We start from the raw sequence: 16,127 nt of genomic DNA, 5'->3' as shown, positions 1-16,127 counted from the left end.
AGAGGACCGATGTTCGACACGGTGCTGGTGGCCAACCGGGGCGAGATCGCGGTACGGGTGATCCGTACGCTGCGCCGGCTCGGAATCCGTTCCGTCGCGGTGCACAGCGACGCGGACGCCGAAGCACGCCATGTTCGGGAGGCCGACACAGCCGTGCGGATCGGCCCTGCGGCGGCGGTCCACAGCTATCTGAGCGCGGACCGGCTGTTGGAGGCGGCGCACCGCAGCGGCGCCCAGGCCGTCCACCCGGGGTACGGATTCCTCGCGGAGAACGCACAGTTCGCGCGGCGCTGCGAAGAAGCGGGCCTTGTCTTCATCGGTCCGCCCACGGATGCCATCGAGCTGATGGGCGACAAGATCCGCGCCAAGGAGACGGTGCGCGAGGCGGCCGTCCCGGTGGTGCCGGGCTCCTCGGGCAGCGGACTGACCGACGCCGAGCTGGTCGTCGCGGCACGGGAGACCGGTCTTCCGGTGCTCCTCAAACCGTCCGCGGGCGGCGGCGGCAAGGGGATGCGCCTGGTGCGCGACGAGGCGGTGCTGCCCGACGAGATCGCCGCGGCGCGCCGCGAGGCCCAGGGCGCGTTCGGTGACGACGGGCTGCTGGTGGAGCGGTGGATCGACCGGCCGCGGCACATCGAGATCCAGGTGCTGGCGGACGGACACGGCAACGTCATCCACCTGGGAGAGCGTGAGTGCTCCCTCCAGCGCCGCCACCAGAAGATCATCGAGGAGGCCCCCAGCCCACTGCTGGACGCTCCCACACGTCAGGCGATGGGCCGGGCGGCGGTGAACGCGGCACGCTCGTGCGGCTACCGGGGCGCGGGCACGGTCGAGTTCATCGTGCCGGGCGACGGCTCGGGGTCGTACTACTTCATGGAGATGAACACCCGGCTCCAGGTGGAGCACCCGGTCACCGAGCTGATCACCGGGCTGGATCTGGTGGAGTGGCAGCTTCGGGTGGCCGCCGGGGAACCGCTGCCCTTCGCCCAGGAGGACATCGCCCTCGACGGGCACGCGGTGGAGGCCCGGATCTGCGCGGAGACCGCCCGCGTCACACCGGGTGCCGAGGACGGCCATGTGGACTTCCTGCCCTCGGCCGGGCGGGTGCTGCTGCTACGGGAGCCGCAGGGCGAAGGCGTGCGCACCGACTCCGGGCTGTCGGAGGGCACCGAGGTGGGCACGACCTACGACCCGATGCTCGCCAAGGTCGTCGCATGGGGCCCCGACCGGCCCGCGGCGCTGCGCGGACTGCGGGCGGCACTGGCGCGGACGACGGTGCTGGGGGTGGACACCAACACGGCGTTCCTGCGCGCCCTCCTCGCCCACCCCGAGGTGGCCTCCGGCCAACTGGACACCGGCCTGGTGGAACGCGCGGCGGCCGGGCTGCTGCCCGACAGCGTGCCCGCTCAGGTGTACGGCGCGGCGGCGCTGCTGCGGCAGGCGGCGCTCACCCCGCAGACCGGAGCGGCGCAGGAGGCCGCTGCCCCATCGGGGGCCGGACCGGACACCGCCTCCGGCACCGGCGCCGGGTCCGCCGGCTGGGTCAGCCCGTTCTCGGTGCCGTCCGGATGGCGGCTCGGTGGGCAGCGGGCCTGGACGGTGCACCATCTGCGGGTGCCGGGCCGCGATCCGGTGGCGGTGCGGGTCCGCCCGGCCGCCCCGGACGGCAGGCGCCCCGAGGGGCCGCCGCCGGGTGAGATGGAGGTCGGTGTCGACGGCGCCACCCCCGTGCGGGCACGGCTGGCACCGGGTGCGACAGCGGACGGTGCGGCGGTCCGGCTCGACTGGGACGGCATGAGTTGCACCTTCACCCGCGCCCTGCACATGGAAGGCGACACCCCGGGGGTCTGGCTGGGCAGGGACGGCGAGGCCTGGCAGGTGCGCGGTCACGACCCGGTGGCGGACGCCCTGCGCCGGGCCGGCGCCGCGCACGGCGCCGACGCGCTCACCGCGCCCATGCCCGGCACCGTCACCGTGGTCAAGGCGGCCGTCGGCGACGAGGTCGCCGCGGGCCAGAGCCTGCTGGTGGTGGAGGCCATGAAGATGGAGCACGTCATCACGGCCCCGCACGCCGGCCGGGTGGCCGAGCTGGAGGTGACGGCCGGCAGCACCGTGGCGATGGACCAGGTGCTCGCGGTGGTGGACCCGTTCGAGGACGGCGGAGCGGCAAACACCGACACACAGGTCGGCACACAGGCCGACATGCAGGCCGGATCGGAAGCCGGATCGGAGGTGGCGGGATGACGGACGCGGCCAACTGCACGGTCTCTGGAGGATCACCGGCTCAGTTGCCCATGGTCTTCCCGGTGGAGGGCCTGCCCGCCCGGGTGCGGATCCATGAGGTGGGACCGCGGGACGGCTTGCAGAACGAGTCGGCGATCGTCCCGGTCGAGGTGAAGGCGGAGTTCATCGGGCGGCTCGCGGCGGCGGGGCTGACCACCGTGGAGGCCACCAGCTTCGTCCACCCCAAATGGGTCCCGCAGCTCGCCGACGCGGAGGAGCTGTATCCACGGCTCGACGGTCTGTCGGGGGTGCGGCTGCCGGTGCTGGTTCCCAACGCCCGCGGGCTGGAGCGGGCGTTGGCGCTGGGGGCGCGGGAGGTGGCGGTGTTCGCCAGCGCCACCGAGTCGTTCGCGCACGCCAATCTGAACCGCACGGTGGACGGCGCGCTGGAGATGTTCGAGCCCGTGGTGGCCCGCGCCAAACGGGAGGGCCTTCGGGTGCGCGGCTATCTGTCGATGTGCTTCGGCGACCCGTGGGAGGGCCCGGTCCCCGTCGACCAGGTGGTACGGGTGTGCCGGGCGCTGGCCGGGATGGGTTGTGACGAGCTGAGCCTGGGCGACACCATCGGCGTCGCCACCCCCGGCCATGTCCACGCGCTGCTCGCGGCCCTCCGTACGGCCGGACTGCCCGCCGCCGGCCCGTCGGCCGCCGGTCCCACGCTCGCCGTGCACTTCCACGACACCTATGGCCAGGCCCTCTCCAACACCCTGGCGGCGCTCCAGAACGGTGTGGCCACGGTGGACGCCTCGGCCGGAGGGCTGGGCGGCTGCCCGTACGCGAAGAGCGCCACCGGAAACCTCGCCACCGAAGACCTCGTCTGGATGCTGAACGGGCTCGGCATCGAGACCGGCGTCGATCTGGCCGCGCTCAGCGCCACCAGCCACTGGATGGCCGAGCGGCTGGGCCGGCCCAGCCCGTCCCGTACGGTCCGCGCCCTCGCCGGCACGGCCTCCCCCACCTCTTCCCAGGAGCAGTGACCATGGCACTCGACCACCGACTGAGCCCCGAGCATGAGGAACTGCGCCGCACCGTCGAGGAGTTCGCCCACGATGTGGTCGCACCCAAGATCGGCGAGTTCTACGAGCAGCACGAGTTCCCGTACGACATCGTCCGGCAGATGGGCTCCATGGGCCTGTTCGGCCTGCCCTTCCCCGAGGAGTACGGCGGCATGGGCGGTGACTACCTCGCCCTCTGTCTCGCCCTGGAGGAACTGGCCCGGGTCGACTCCTCGGTCGCCATCACGTTGGAGGCGGGGGTGTCGCTGGGTGCGATGCCGCTGTACCTGTTCGGCACCGAGGAGCAGAAGCGCGAGTGGCTGCCGCGGCTGTGCGCGGGCGAGATCCTGGGCGCCTTCGGACTGACCGAGCCGGAGTGCGGATCGGACGCGGGCGGCACCCGCACCACCGCCGTCCTGGACGAGAAGACCGACGACTGGGTGATCAACGGCACCAAGTCCTTCATCACCAACTCCGGTACGCAGATAACGGGGCTGGTCACCGTGACAGCCGTCACCGGCCGCAAGGACGACGGCGCACCACGTATCTCCACGATCATCGTGCCGTCCGGCACCCCCGGGTTCACCGTCGCACCGGCGTACTCCAAGGTCGGCTGGAACGCCTCGGACACCCATGAGCTGTCCTTCACCGACGTCCGCGTTCCGCACGCCAACCTGCTCGGCGAGCCGGGCCGCGGCTACGCCCAGTTCCTGCGGATCCTCGACGAGGGCCGCATCGCGATCTCCGCGCTCGCCACCGGGCTCGCCCAGGGCTGTGTGGACGAGTCGGTGCGCTACGCCAACACCCGTACGGCCTTCGGAAAGCCCATCGGTGCCAACCAGGCGATCCAGTTCAAGATCGCGGACATGGAGATGCGCGCCCACACCTCCCGGGTGGCCTGGCGCGACGCGGCCGCACGGCTGATGGCGGGCGAGCCGTTCAAGAAGGAGGCGGCGCTGGCCAAGCTGTACTCCTCGGAGATCGCCGTCACCAACGCCCGCGAGGCCACCCAGATCCACGGTGGCTACGGCTTCATGAACGAGTATCCGGTGGCACGTATGTGGCGGGACGCGAAGATCCTGGAGATCGGCGAGGGCACCAGCGAGGTGCAGCGCATGCTGGTGAGCCGCGAGTTGGGGGTCGGCCAGTGAGGGCACCGCTCACGGCGGCAGCCGGACCGGGGGTGACCCGGGCACCCCGAGCCTAAATAATCGGGGTATGGCGGAAATCCTCCAGCGGGCCGGGGCGTGGACCTTCGACGGGGAGACCGTCAGGATCGTGCCCGGCACCGAGCGTCAGGTGCATCAGCTGCGCAAGGCCCTGGGAGAGGTCGCCGTGCCATTGCGCGCGGTGGCGGGCATCGCCTACGAGCCCGGCGGGCGCAAGGGCGGCAGACTCCGTCTGCGGCTGCGCGACGGCGCCGACCCGCTCTCCCAGGTGGCCAGCGGGCGGCTGCCGGACGCCGCGGACCCGTATCAGCTGGCGGTGGACAAGGACCGCACCGGTGTGGCCGAGTACTTCGTCGAGGAGGTGCGCAACGCCCTGCTGCTGGAGGAGGTGCCCGACACCTCGTGCGACCGCTATCTGCTGCCGGGGCCGCCGGTGCCGCTGACCGCCGCCGGTACGGACGGCACCGCGGCGTTCGACGGGGAGCACATCCAACTGGAGTGGAACTGGATGGCCGAGCAGAGCAAGTCGTCGGCCGGGCCGCGTCGACTGCTGCTCAAGGAGCTGGAGGGCGTGGAGTGGACGCCGGCGCTCGGCTGGGAGAACGGCAGTCTCCGCTTCCGTCCCAAGGGCACCCACCCCACCCTCAAGCCGCAGCACGATCCCAACTGTCTGCTGCTGTGGGGCGTGCGGCAGACGAAGGAGACGGGCGGCGCGGTGCTGCTGGCCGCCGCTGTGGTCGCCCGGCTGCCGCATCCGTCGGCCGGGCATGTGGTGGACGCGGCGGCCGACCCACCGGAGTCGGGCACCCCGTCCCGCTCGCCGACCGCCGGGAGGGACGGCGAGCGGTCGGACACGCCCGGGATCCCGGTGGCCGGCGAGGCGGACCACGACGGCCTGCTGCGCCGACTGCGCGAGCTGGGTGAGCTGCACAGCACGGGCGTGCTCACGGACGATGAGTTCGCCCTCGCCAAGAAGGCCATACTCGACCGCTTCTAGCGGTACCCGACCGCTGCTGGCCGTACTCGACCACTTGGGGGGGGGAGGTCAGCGGGGCCAGGGCACCTGCGGGGAGCGGTAGTGGTTCACCCCCATCAGCTCCCAGCGCGGCCCCTGTTGGGCCAGCCGCTCCCGGTAGCCGTCCCAGTCATGGGTGGCGGCGGGCGACCAGCCCAGTTCGGCCACGCCGGGCAGCCGGGGGAAGGCCAGGTATTCCAGTTGGGCGCTGGTGGCGATGGTCTCCGACCACAGCGGCGCCTCCACCCCGAGTACGGCGCGCTCGGGCACTCCGCTCAGATAGTCGGCCGGGTCCCAGTCGTAGGCGCGCCGGGTGGACACATAGCCGGCCCAGCTGAGGCCCAGCGGGGTGTCCTTGTCGTATTTCATGTCCAGGTAGGCGCGGTCGGCCGGGGAGAGCACCAGCTTGGTGCCGCGCTGCGCCGCCTCGGCCACCTGGGCGCGCTCCTGGGGGCCGGTCCGGTCGTAGCCCCAGTACTGGGCGACGGTGCCACGGGCCGGCGCTGCGGTGATCTGGTGCCAGCCGATCGCCTTCTTGCCGTACTTGGCGACGACGGGCTGTACGCGCCGCATGAAGGTGACGTAGTCCTCGTGGCTGGTGGAGTGTGCCTCGTCCCCGCCGATGTGGATGTAGGGGCCGGGGGTGAGGGCCGCCAGTTCGCGGATCACGTCGTCGACGAAGTCGTAGGTCCGCTCCAGCGGTACGCACAGGGAGCTGAAGCCGACCTCGGTGCCGGTGTAGCGGGGCGGTGCGATGCCGTCGCAGTTGAGTTCGGCGTAGGAGGCCAGTGCCGCGTTGGTGTGGCCGGGCATGTCGATCTCGGGGACGACGGTCAGGTGCCGCGCCGCGGCGTAGCGCACGATCTCCCGGTAGTCGGCCTTGGTGTAGTGGCCGCCGGGGCCGCCGCCGACCTCGGTGCCGCCGCCGTAGGTGGCCAGCCGGGGCCAGGAGTCGATGGCGATGCGCCAGCCCTGGTCGTCGGAGAGGTGCAGATGCAGGGTGTTGATCTTGTAGAGGGCGAGCTGGTCGATGTAGCGCTTGACCGCCGGCACGGGGAAGAAGTGCCGGGAGACGTCCAGCATGGCGCCCCGGTAGGCGTAGCGCGGCGTGTCGGTGATGGTGCCGCCCGCGATCCGCCAGGGTCCGGGCTGCCGGTCGCGGGCCTCGACGGCGGCGGGCAGCAGTTGGCGGAGGGTCTGTATCCCGTGGAAGAGGCCGGCCGGCTCCCGTGCGCCGAGCCGGACGGCCCGCTCGCGCACGTCGAGCCGGTAGCCCTCGGCGCCCAGCCCGCGGTGGCCGCCGAGGCGCAGCTGGATACCGTCCCGCCCCGGGCGGGTGGTGATGGGCAGCCGGTAGCCGGTGGCGGGGCGCAGCAGCTCGGCGAGGTGCTCGGCCACCTGTCGTACGTCCTTGGCGGCGCCGGGTCCGCGCTGCCGGCCGCGCCCGTGGTCGGGGGCCCGTTCCTCGTGGACCCGGATCACGGTCCGCGGGGTGATCGTGTACGGCCTGCCTTTCTCCCGCACCGAGGCGGGTGCGGGTATCACCTGGTCGAGCGGTCGGGCTCGGCGGTCGGAGTGTGCGGTGGCCGCGTCGCTCGCCTCCGGGTCGGCGGTCGCCGGTGTGGCGGGCAGCGTGGTGGTGGCGAGAAGCGAGGCGCAAAGGACCAGCAGCGGTCCCAGTCGTCGTCCCATCAGCGATCCCTCCGGGATCCGCACCGGATCCCTTTCGAACGGTTGTTCATCGGGGTTGTTCACTGGGGTGGCGCACTCTCAACGAAAGCCGTGTTCAGGACACTTCGTCATAATGACCGCCACGGGCGGGACCGGGAAGGCGTCGGGAGGCGCCTTTTCCCGCTCCTTCTCCACCGTTTTCGCCACACGGTGCCCGCTATCGGGCAGATTTCTTGCGATCGAGGCGCTGAGACCGCAGTATCGACGGGTGCTCGACAGCCCGACGCCGGTCCATGAGGACCTCATCGACCATCTGGTCCGCACCACACCGCTGCAGCGCGGTGAGGCGGCCCGGGTGGTGCTGGACGTCCTGTCGTACTTCGACGAGACGGCACCCGAGTTCGTCCGCCGTCGGCACCGCGAGCTCCAGGCCAAGGGCCTGTCGAACCCGGAGATTTTCGAACGTATCGAGGCCGAGCTGCCGCACCGGGCTGTGGCACCGCCTCAGCTGTCCCTCAGACAGCTCCGCCGCATCGTGTACGGCTGATCACGCGGCGGCGGCACCAGATCATTCACAGCGCAATCAGCACGGCACGACGGAGAGGCAGGGCATCAGCAGTATGTGCGGAATCGTGGGATATATCGGTAAGCGTGACACCGCCCCGCTCCTGCTGGAGGGCCTCCAGCGGCTGGAGTACCGCGGCTACGACTCGGCGGGCATCGCCATCCAGGCCGGCACCGGCGGCAAGCCGGGCGGGCTGAAGATTGCCAAGACCAAGGGCCGGGTCCGCGATCTGGAGGAGCGGATCCCCAAGCGCTTCGCCGGTACCGCCGGTATCGCCCACACCCGCTGGGCCACCCACGGGGTACCCAACGACGTCAACGCGCACCCGCACCTCGACGCGGCCGAGAAGGTCGCCGTCGTCCACAACGGCATCATCGACAACGCCGCCGAGCTGCGCGCCAAGCTCACCGCGGACGGCATCACCTTCGTCTCCGACACCGACACCGAGGTCCTGACCCACCTCATCGCCGGCGCCCAGGCCGAGCGCCTGGAGGCCCGCGTCCAGGAGGCGCTGCGGCACGTCGAGGGCACCTACGGCATCGCCGTGCTGCACGCCGACTTCCCCGACCGCATCGTGGTGGCCCGCAACGGCTCGCCCGTCGTGTTGGGCATCGGCGAGAACGAGATGTTCGTCGCCTCGGACGTCGCCGCGCTGGTCTCCCACACCCGCCAGGTGGTCACCCTGGACGACGGCGAGATGGCCACCATCAAGGCCGGCGACTACCGCACCTACACCACCGAGGGCTCCCGCACCTCCTCCTCGCCGGAGACGGTGGAGTACGCCGCCGAGTCCTACGACCTGGGCGGCCACGACACCTATATGCACAAGGAGATCGCCGAGCAGGCGGACGCGGTGGACCGGGTGCTGGCCGGACGGATCGACGACCGGTTCGCCACCGTCCACCTCGGCGGCCTCAATCTCGACCCGCGCGAGGCGCGTGCCGTACGCCGGGTGAAGATCCTCGGCTGCGGCACCTCGTACCACGCGGGCCTCATCGGCGCCCAGATGATCGAGGAGCTGGCCCGCATCCCGGCCGACGCGGAGCCCGCCAGCGAGTTCCGCTACCGCAACGCGGTCGTGGACCCGGACACGCTCTACATCGCCGTCTCGCAGTCCGGTGAGACCTATGACGCGCTCGCCGCCGTCCAGGAGCTCAAGCGCAAGGGCGCCCGGGTGCTGGGCGTCATCAACGTCGTCGGTTCGGCCATCGCCCGGGAGGCCGACGGCGGGGTCTATGTGCACGCCGGACCCGAGGTCTGCGTCGTGTCCACCAAGTGCTTCACCAACACGGTGGTCGCCTTCGGGCTGCTCGCCCTGCACCTGGGCCGCATCCGCGACCTGTCGGTCAAGGACGGCAAGCGCATCATCGAGGGGCTGCGCCGGCTGCCCGGACAGATCGCCGAGATCCTCAAGCAGGAGCCGGAGATCGAGAAGCTGGCCAAGAACTACGCGGACGCGCGCTCGATGCTCTTCATCGGCCGGGTGCGCGGCTACCCGGTGGCGCTGGAGGCGTCCTTGAAGCTGAAGGAGGTCTCCTACATCCATGCCGAGGCCTACCCCGCCTCCGAGCTCAAGCACGGGCCGCTGGCACTGATCGAACCCGCGATGCCGACGGTCGCGATCGTGCCGGAGGACGATCTGCTGGAGAAGAACCGGGCGGCCATGGAGGAGATCAAGGCGCGCAGCGGCCGCATCCTGGCCGTGGCGCACCAGGAGCAGGAGAAGGCCGACCACACCATCGTCGTACCGAAGAACGAGGACGAGCTGGACCCGATCCTGATGGGCATCCCGCTCCAGCTGCTGGCCTACCACACGGCGCTCGCCCTGGGCCGGGACATCGACAAGCCCCGCAACCTGGCCAAGTCGGTCACCGTCGAGTAAGAGGGTACGCAGCGCCGCGCCGTATGACGGGGCGGGACGCATGAATGGGCGGAATCCCGCGCGGGCCACCAACCGCGCGGGATTCCGCCTCCCCTGTGCCGGCGTCGCCCATTACGCCGGCGGGTGGGCTGCCGTGCGGGACCGTCACCTCCCGTCCGGCAGCACGCCCTCGGGTCTCGGCCACCCGTGTGTTGTCTGTATGCCCCTCACAAGCGCACAACCCACCTCTACGGCTGGGTAGATTTGTCGATGTGCGGCACTTCTGCGGCAGCGGCGCGGAATGCCGAAGGCCCGGAACGCGCACCGGAGTCGCTGCTCCGGGACGAGACGGGAGCCGCCCGCGCAGAGACCGGGAGCGGCCCGCCGCAGAGGCGTTCGGGAGGTAGAGGCCTTCGGGAGCGGTGCGTCAGGGGACGACGATGACCGGGCGCTGGGCGCGCCGGGCGAGCCGGCCGGCCACCGAGCCGAAGATCCGCCCCACCAGCCCGTGGGTCGAGCCGACCACGATGGCGTCGGCCGCGTACTCGCTGCCGACCTCCTCCAGCTCGTGGCAGATGTCGCCACCCCGCTCCACCAGGATCCAGGGCACCTCCGCCAGATGATCGGCGCAGGCCAGTTCGAGCCCGAGCACCTCGGTGCGATGATCGGGGACGTCGACGAAGACGGGCGGCTCGCACCCCGCCCATACGGTGGTCGGCAGCCGGTTGGCGACATGGACGATGATCAGACCGGAGCCGGAGCGGTGGGCCATACCGATGGCGTACGCCAGCGCACGCTCACTGGAGACCGAGCCGTCGAAGCCCACGACGACACCGTGCTGAAAGGCCGGATCGCAGGAGTGGCGCGTCTCGTCCGCCGCTTCCGGGATCGCCGTCGAGTCGGCGACCTGCCTGCGGTCTGCTGGGTCAGGGATCTCGTGTCCTGCCATGAGTTGTCTCGGCGAAGTGAGTCCTCTGTGCAGAGGGACGACGGACGGCTTGCGTTCTCTCGAATCTGCTCGGTCGAAATGTGCTGGTCGACTGCGCTGGTCGACGGTGCTGGGTGACCGCACGGCCTGCTCGACGAAGACCGGGAATCGTCTTCCCAAGTCCCTTACCCACAGGGTACGGCCGCACTCCCCTCTTGCCCAGGTTGGGAACGGCAGCCGCCCGAGACGGTTGACCCCGGAGCATGCCTGAGCGCGGCCCGCAGCGCAATGCCGCGTTACGCCCCTTACGCGCCTCCTTGACAGGGGCACCGGGTAACCGGGGCCCGAAGAAGCGCTGAACAGCCCTGACCCTCGGCATGAAAACCCTACGATAACCCTAAGTGCCAGCCTAATTACACAGAGTGCTAGCGCGTCCCGTTCACCGCCCGACGGCCGGGGTGGCACAGGGGGCGCATCGGAGCAGGCCCACCTCGATGGTTGCGTTGGCGCGAGAAGATCCCTTGGGGCGCACACCGGCACACGGAAGCGCGCACAGAGTCACAAATAGTTACGCATCGTTGCGCGCTGCGCGCATCCGGCGCACCTCGTACGCCTCACACGCCACACAGGCCTCCAGCGCCTCGGAGGCGTGGCCGAGGAATGACCTCATCGCACGTCTGCTCCCCCGCTAATTTCAGCCAACTTGCCACCTCGTCACAACCCTTACCACCTCTTTCGCCAACCCCTCTGCCACCAGGGGCGAAAGGAGCGTCGCGCGGGTGTGCACCCTACGTTGATGGGGCAGAGAGGGCATGCGTACTTCCCTGCAGCGCCGTTGAGTGAAACGCTTCGTGATCGAATGCTTCACGCCAAGTTGCCTTGTCGACATAGCGCCGGATGCCGAACTTGCACCGCCCACCTCATCCGACGCAGTAGATTCGATCTTGGCTTTCGCTGCGGGGGAGAGCGGGGGAGATGTGCATGGACCGAGAGGAACACAACGATTGAGGGGGGCTTAGTTCCAATGAGCCAGGACTCCACGAACGGCCCAGTCGAGACCCGCAAGCTGGCCGCGCGCCGCCGGCGCGAGATCGTGGCGGTGTTGCTCTTCAGCGGTGGTCCCATCTTCGAGAGTTCCATCCCGCTCTCCGTCTTCGGAATCGACCGCCAGGACGCCGGAGTTCCGCGCTACAGGCTGCTGGTCTGCGCGGGCGAGGACGGGCCGCTGCGCACCACAGGCGGGCTCCAGTTGAGCGCGCCGTTCGGGCTGGAGGCGATCTCCCGCGCCGGGACCGTCGTCGTACCGGCCTGGCGCTCCATCACCCAGCCACCACCACCGGCCGCACTGGAGGCGCTGCGCCGCGCGCACGAGGAGGGAGCCCGCGTCATGGGGCTGTGCACCGGCGCCTTCGTCCTCGCCGCCGCCGGACTGCTCGACGGGCGCCCGGCCACCACACACTGGATGTACGCCCCGACGCTGGCCAAGCGCTACCCGTCCGTCCATGTCGATCCGCGCGAACTGTTCGTGGACGACGGGGACATCCTCACCTCCGCGGGCACGGCCGCGGGCATAGACCTGTGCCTGCACGTCGTGCGCACCGACCACGGAGCCGAGGCGGCCGGGGCGCTCGCCCGCCGCCTGGTCGTCCCGCCCCGCCGCGGCAACGGCCAGGAGACCGGCGGCCACCCCCGCCACCTGGACCGCTCCTTACCAGAGGAGATCGGCGCCGACCCGCTCGCCGAGGTCGTCGCCTGGGCGCTGGAACACCTCCACGAGCAGTTCGACGTGGAGACGCTCGCCGCGCGCGCGTACATGAGCCGCCGCACCTTCGACCGGCGCTTCCGGTCTCTTACTGGGAGCGCTCCACTGCAGTGGCTGATCACTCAGCGCGTGCTGCAGGCGCAGCGGCTGCTGGAGACGTCGGACTACTCGGTGGACGAGGTGGCGGGCCGCTGCGGCTTCCGCTCCCCCGTCGCGCTGCGCGGTCACTTCCGCCGCCAGCTCGGCGCCTCCCCCGCCGCCTACCGGGCCGCATACCGGGCCCGCCGGCCGGACGGGGAGCAGGGCCACGAGCAGCCGGGTGCGGCGGGGACGGCGGGCGGCATCGGCGGCTCCCCGGGGCCGGGCGGTCAGGGCCCGGACAACTCCCTGCGCCTGCCGCACCAGCCGCAGCCGGGGCACCCGGGGCCTCCCGGACATCCGGGGCCGGCCGGGCACCCCGGGCACTCCCCGGGCAGCCACGCGGGACACCCGGGAGGCGGCCATGAGCCGGGGGCGGCGAGCGGGCCACCGGCGTACGGCACCAGGCAGGAGACCCGACACGAGCTGAGGGAGTACAGGAACGCCCAGCAGAGCCGCTCCGACCGCCCTGAACAGGGCAAACCGGAGTCGGACGCCTTCGCCCCCCGGGTCCCCGGCCAGCGGGGCCGGGGAGCGGGCTGAGCGGGCCGCGTCACGTAGTGTGAAGCGCATGAACGATCGCATGGTGTGGATCGACTGCGAGATGACCGGCCTCTCGCTGTCCGATGACGCGCTCATCGAGGTGGCCGCGCTGGTGACCGACTCGGAGCTGAACGTACTCGGCGACGGCGTGGACATCGTGATCCGCCCGCCCGCACACGCCCTGGAGGCGATGCCGGAGGTGGTGCGCGAGATGCACACCACCTCCGGCCTGCTGGAGGAACTGGACGCGGGTACGACGCTGGCCGACGCCGAGGCCCGCGTCCTGGCGTACGTACGGGAGTGGGTCCCGGAGGCCGGCAAGGCGCCGCTGTGCGGCAACTCCATCAGCACCGACCGCGGCTTCCTGGCCCGGGACATGCCAGCGCTCGACGGCCATCTGCACTACCGCATCGTGGATGTCTCCTCGGTCAAGGAGCTGGCCCGGCGCTGGTATCCGCGCGCCTACTACAACAGCCCCGAGAAGAACGGCAACCACCGGGCGCTGGCCGACATCCGCGAGTCCATCGCCGAGCTGCGCTACTACCGCGAGGCCGTCTTCGTACCCCAGCCCGGGCCCGACTCGGAGACGGCGAAGAAGATCGCGGCCCGGCACGTGCTGCCCCCGGCGGACTGACCGCCCGGGCGGCGCGGGAAACCCGGGAGCGAGCACGGCGCCGGACCCTGTACACTCGTAGCGGCCGGTCAGGGAAGATCTTCTCTTCCCCCGCCGGACGTGGTGGTCGTAGCTCAGTTGGTAGAGCACCTGGTTGTGGTCCAGGATGTCGCGGGTTCAAGTCCCGTCGATCACCCTTCTCTCAGAGGCCCTGTGGCCGGCGGAAACGCGGGTCACAGGGCTTTTTGACGTGTGCACGGGTTGGGCGGGGGTTGTTCTCTTGGTCTTGGTCGTCGTCTTCGGAGTCGCACTGCTGGTCGCTGTGCTGCTGTCCGGACTGGCCGCGCGGTCGGTGCTGTCCACCTCGCTGCTGTTCCTGGCCGGTGGCGCACTGGTCGGGGACGGCGGACTCGGATTCATCCATGTCTCGCCCAGCAGCGACATCGTCCGCGTCACCGCCGATCTGGCCCTCTTCGCCGTGCTGTTCACGGACGGCATGCACGTCCGCTTCGCCGAGCTGCGCGAGCGCTGGAAGAGCCCGGCCCGGGCGCTCGGCCTCGGTATGCCGCTGGCGTTCCTCGGTATCGCGCTGCTCACCCACTATCTGGTCGGCTTCGACTGGACGACCTCCTTCCTGGTCGGCGCCGTGCTCTCGCCCACCGACCCGGTCTTCGCCTCGGCCATCGTCGGCCGCCAGCAGGTACCGGCCAGGTTGCGCCAGCTCCTCAACGTCGAGAGCGGGATCAACGACGGCCTGGCGCTGCCCTTCGTACTGATCTTCATTGCGGCCGCGGCCCCGGCCGGGCACAGCGAACACGCCTCGTTCGGCAGCATCGCCCTGGAACTGGTGCTCGGTGTGGCCTTCGGTGTCGCCGCGCCCCTGATCGTCAACTGGCTGACCCGCTTCCGGCTGCTGGGTGCCGAGCCCAAGCTGCAGCCGCTGGGGCCGCTGGCCATCGGCGTGATCCTGTACGCCGTGTGCCACCTCACCCACGCCAACGCCTACCTCGCCGCGTTCAGCGCGGGTGCCGTCCTCGCGGCCGTCTCGCCCGAGGCCAAGCACGCGTTCGAGCCGCTGGGGGACTCGTTGTCCGAACTGGCCAAGTTCGCCGCGCTGCTGATCTTCGGCGCGCTGCTGACCGGTCAGCTGTTCAGCGATCTGTCCTTCGGCGGATATGTGGTCGCCGTGCTGGCGATCATCCTGATCCGCCCGGCCTCGCTGCTGCTGTCGCTGATCGGCACGTCGTTCGACAAGCGGGAGAAGCTGACAGCGGCCTGGTTCGGTCCCAAGGGCTTCGCCTCGGTGGTCTACGGGCTGCTGGTGCTGCAGGCCGGGATCCCGCGCGGCGAGGAGGCGTTCACGCTCATCGCCGTCACCATCGCCTTCTCGATCGTCGCCCACAGCAGCTCGGACGTGCCCATCGCCCGCCTCTTCGACGTCGAGGAGCTCGCGGGCATCCCCGACGACCAGCGCGGTCCCCACTGGCCGTTCCGTCCGGGCGAGCGGAAGAAGGGGAAGAAGACCGCGGAGCCGGCGGACACGGCCGCCCGCGGCAGCGGCAGCAGCGGTACCGGCGGCGGCAGCAGCGGCGAACAGCGGGCCGGGGAGTAGCCGGCCCGCGGGCGGCCGGTGGTCGGTCGCGGACGCAGAAAACACCGCGTTCCCGGCCTCCCTCCCGGGAGACGGGAACGCAGTGCTGACGGGCGGGCAGAGCGATGTCTGCCAGGGAAGCGCTCGGGCTCAGTCCAGCTGCATCGGGCCGAAGAACATGAAGACCGAGTCGTTGATGATGTGGTCGTCGTCGGAGACCTTGATCTCCTTGTTCTCCTTCTTCACCGACTCGTGCACCCAGTTGTACTGGTGCCCCTTCGGCCAGGCGGCGGCCGAGCCCGCGCCGGCGCCGGCCAGGCCCAGGACGGCGAAGCCGACGGCGACGGAACGCGCGAGCTTACGCATACGCATGTGAACCTCCAAGGGTTGGTTGGACGAGGCACCACGATGGCGGGCGAAGTGTCACTTTTTGGTACAACACGACAACGGCCTCCGGAATGAACCCGGACGGCGCACCCACTCATGTATTCGAACTAATATTCGGTACGTGAGTGAGTGGCACGACCGGGCGGGACCGTGGGCGCGGGCCCGGATGCCGGACGGACAGGAGCTGGACGTGATCGTCACGGGTCGCTCCCGCACGCCCGACGGCCACTGGTGGTACGAGTGCGAGGCGATCCTGCCGAGCCGCTACGAGCACCCCGACGGGCGCGCCGAGCCCAAGAGCGCACCGACCGCGATCAGCGTCGCCGCCGAGAACATCACCCCGCTTCCCGGCGAGAGCTACCAGGCGGTGCCCACAGCCGGCGCCGTGGCGGGCCGGCAGTGGGTGGCCGTACGCAGGCGCGGCGTCGGCGACACAGGGCCCTGGTGGTGCGTGCACCGCCGGGACTGCTGGCAGGCCAGGGACGGCTGGCTCACCCGGCGCATCACGGCGCGCGAAGCGGTGGAGCTGCTGGCGCGCACCGAGGAGGCGCGGGTGTGCGACATCTGCCGCCCGGACCGGGCGCTGGGGCGGTACGGCCGCTGACC

At 70.9% G+C, this 16,127-nt stretch carries 13 protein-coding genes and 1 tRNA gene; 11 read left to right on the top strand and 3 right to left on the bottom strand.

The genetic code is table 11. The features are described 5' to 3' along the window. Positions 1–9 precede the first annotated feature (9 nt). The 4 genes from JW613_RS22615 (at position 10) to JW613_RS22600 (ending at position 5,444) form a co-directional block, all read left to right on the top strand. Positions 10–2,244 (top strand): ATP-binding protein, encoded by a 2,235-nt coding sequence (locus JW613_RS22615; protein ID WP_209212718.1) that lies wholly within the window; start codon positions 10–12, stop codon positions 2,242–2,244. Further along, the gene (locus JW613_RS22610; RefSeq protein WP_209212717.1) at positions 2,241–3,260 is read left to right on the top strand and encodes a hydroxymethylglutaryl-CoA lyase; all 1,020 of its coding nucleotides are present in this window, start codon (positions 2,241–2,243) and stop codon (positions 3,258–3,260) included. The genes JW613_RS22615 and JW613_RS22610 overlap by 4 nt, the downstream gene beginning before the upstream one ends. Before the next feature lie 2 nt (positions 3,261–3,262). After that, a complete protein-coding gene (locus tag JW613_RS22605) occupies positions 3,263–4,429 on the top strand; it encodes an acyl-CoA dehydrogenase family protein (RefSeq protein WP_209212715.1) in 1,167 nt (388 codons plus the stop codon). A 67-nt stretch (positions 4,430–4,496) separates the two neighbouring features. Beyond that, positions 4,497–5,444 carry a DUF4429 domain-containing protein gene (locus tag JW613_RS22600; protein ID WP_209212713.1) on the top strand — a complete coding sequence of 316 codons (948 nt, stop codon included), beginning with the start codon at positions 4,497–4,499 and terminating at the stop codon, positions 5,442–5,444. Positions 5,445–5,492: 48 nt separating this feature from the next. Here the strand turns inward: JW613_RS22600 and JW613_RS22595 are convergent, their stop codons facing one another. After that, positions 5,493–7,154 (bottom strand): beta-N-acetylhexosaminidase, encoded by a 1,662-nt coding sequence (locus JW613_RS22595; protein ID WP_209212711.1) that lies wholly within the window; start codon positions 7,152–7,154, stop codon positions 5,493–5,495. 247 nt (positions 7,155–7,401) lie between these two features. Between JW613_RS22595 and JW613_RS22590 the strand changes: the two genes are divergently transcribed. Both JW613_RS22590 and glmS read left to right on the top strand, forming a co-directional pair. Further along, entirely contained in the window at positions 7,402–7,680 is a 279-nt protein-coding gene (locus JW613_RS22590) for a hypothetical protein (protein ID WP_099881183.1), read from the top strand. A gap of 73 nt (positions 7,681–7,753) precedes the next feature. Further along, positions 7,754–9,580, top strand: a complete 1,827-nt coding sequence (gene glmS, locus JW613_RS22585; RefSeq protein WP_209212709.1) for a glutamine--fructose-6-phosphate transaminase (isomerizing) — start codon at positions 7,754–7,756, stop codon at positions 9,578–9,580. 406 nt (positions 9,581–9,986) lie between these two features. Here the strand turns inward: glmS and JW613_RS22580 are convergent, their stop codons facing one another. Beyond that, positions 9,987–10,508, bottom strand: coding sequence for a universal stress protein (locus JW613_RS22580; RefSeq protein ID WP_209212707.1), 522 nt, complete (start codon positions 10,506–10,508; stop codon positions 9,987–9,989). A 1,003-nt stretch (positions 10,509–11,511) separates the two neighbouring features. Here JW613_RS22580 and JW613_RS22575 point away from each other — a divergent pair. The 4 genes from JW613_RS22575 to JW613_RS22560 all read left to right on the top strand — a co-directional run bounded on the left by JW613_RS22575 (position 11,512) and on the right by JW613_RS22560 (position 15,155). Continuing rightward, entirely contained in the window at positions 11,512–12,930 is a 1,419-nt protein-coding gene (locus JW613_RS22575; RefSeq protein WP_209212706.1) for a helix-turn-helix domain-containing protein, read from the top strand. A 28-nt stretch (positions 12,931–12,958) separates the two neighbouring features. Further along, entirely contained in the window at positions 12,959–13,564 is a 606-nt protein-coding gene (orn, locus tag JW613_RS22570; RefSeq protein ID WP_209212704.1) for an oligoribonuclease, read from the top strand. A 102-nt stretch (positions 13,565–13,666) separates the two neighbouring features. Next, positions 13,667–13,739 (top strand) — tRNA-His (locus tag JW613_RS22565). An 84-nt stretch (positions 13,740–13,823) separates the two neighbouring features. Next, positions 13,824–15,155: a cation:proton antiporter gene (locus JW613_RS22560; protein ID WP_209212702.1), complete on the top strand. Its 1,332-nt coding sequence runs from the start codon at positions 13,824–13,826 to the stop codon at positions 15,153–15,155. A gap of 129 nt (positions 15,156–15,284) precedes the next feature. On the opposite strand, the gene JW613_RS22555 is transcribed toward JW613_RS22560, so the two are convergent. Further along, positions 15,285–15,506, bottom strand: a complete 222-nt coding sequence (locus JW613_RS22555; protein ID WP_209212700.1) for a hypothetical protein — start codon at positions 15,504–15,506, stop codon at positions 15,285–15,287. Between the two features lie 136 nt (positions 15,507–15,642). Here JW613_RS22555 and JW613_RS22550 point away from each other — a divergent pair, with 136 nt between their 5' ends. After that, positions 15,643–16,125, top strand: coding sequence for a DUF6233 domain-containing protein (locus tag JW613_RS22550; protein ID WP_307865997.1), 483 nt, complete (start codon positions 15,643–15,645; stop codon positions 16,123–16,125). Positions 16,126–16,127: the final 2 nt, after the last annotated feature.

Source organism: Streptomyces smyrnaeus, assembly GCF_017676345.1.
Taxonomy (GTDB): Bacteria; Actinomycetota; Actinomycetes; order Streptomycetales; family Streptomycetaceae; genus Streptomyces; species Streptomyces smyrnaeus.
Note: the sequence above shows the minus strand (reverse complement) of the source record. Positions and strands in the feature narration are given on the sequence as shown.

What these genes read in the sequence shown, in the direction of transcription:
- JW613_RS22605 (WP_209212715.1), top strand. Translation starts at nt 3,263, where the DNA reads ATGGCACTCGACCACCGACTGAGCCCCGAGCATGAGGAACTGCGCCGC.
- orn (WP_209212704.1), top strand. Translation starts at nt 12,959, where the DNA reads ATGAACGATCGCATGGTGTGGATCGACTGCGAGATGACCGGCCTCTCG.
- JW613_RS22610 (WP_209212717.1), top strand. Translation starts at nt 2,241, where the DNA reads ATGACGGACGCGGCCAACTGCACGGTCTCTGGAGGATCACCGGCTCAG.
- JW613_RS22555 (WP_209212700.1), bottom strand. Translation starts at nt 15,506, where the DNA reads ATGCGTATGCGTAAGCTCGCGCGTTCCGTCGCCGTCGGCTTCGCCGTC.
- JW613_RS22575 (WP_209212706.1), top strand. Translation starts at nt 11,512, where the DNA reads ATGAGCCAGGACTCCACGAACGGCCCAGTCGAGACCCGCAAGCTGGCC.
- JW613_RS22580 (WP_209212707.1), bottom strand. Translation starts at nt 10,508, where the DNA reads ATGGCAGGACACGAGATCCCTGACCCAGCAGACCGCAGGCAGGTCGCC.
- glmS (WP_209212709.1), top strand. Translation starts at nt 7,754, where the DNA reads ATGTGCGGAATCGTGGGATATATCGGTAAGCGTGACACCGCCCCGCTC.
- JW613_RS22615 (WP_209212718.1), top strand. Translation starts at nt 10, where the DNA reads ATGTTCGACACGGTGCTGGTGGCCAACCGGGGCGAGATCGCGGTACGG.
- JW613_RS22600 (WP_209212713.1), top strand. Translation starts at nt 4,497, where the DNA reads ATGGCGGAAATCCTCCAGCGGGCCGGGGCGTGGACCTTCGACGGGGAG.
- JW613_RS22595 (WP_209212711.1), bottom strand. Translation starts at nt 7,154, where the DNA reads ATGGGACGACGACTGGGACCGCTGCTGGTCCTTTGCGCCTCGCTTCTC.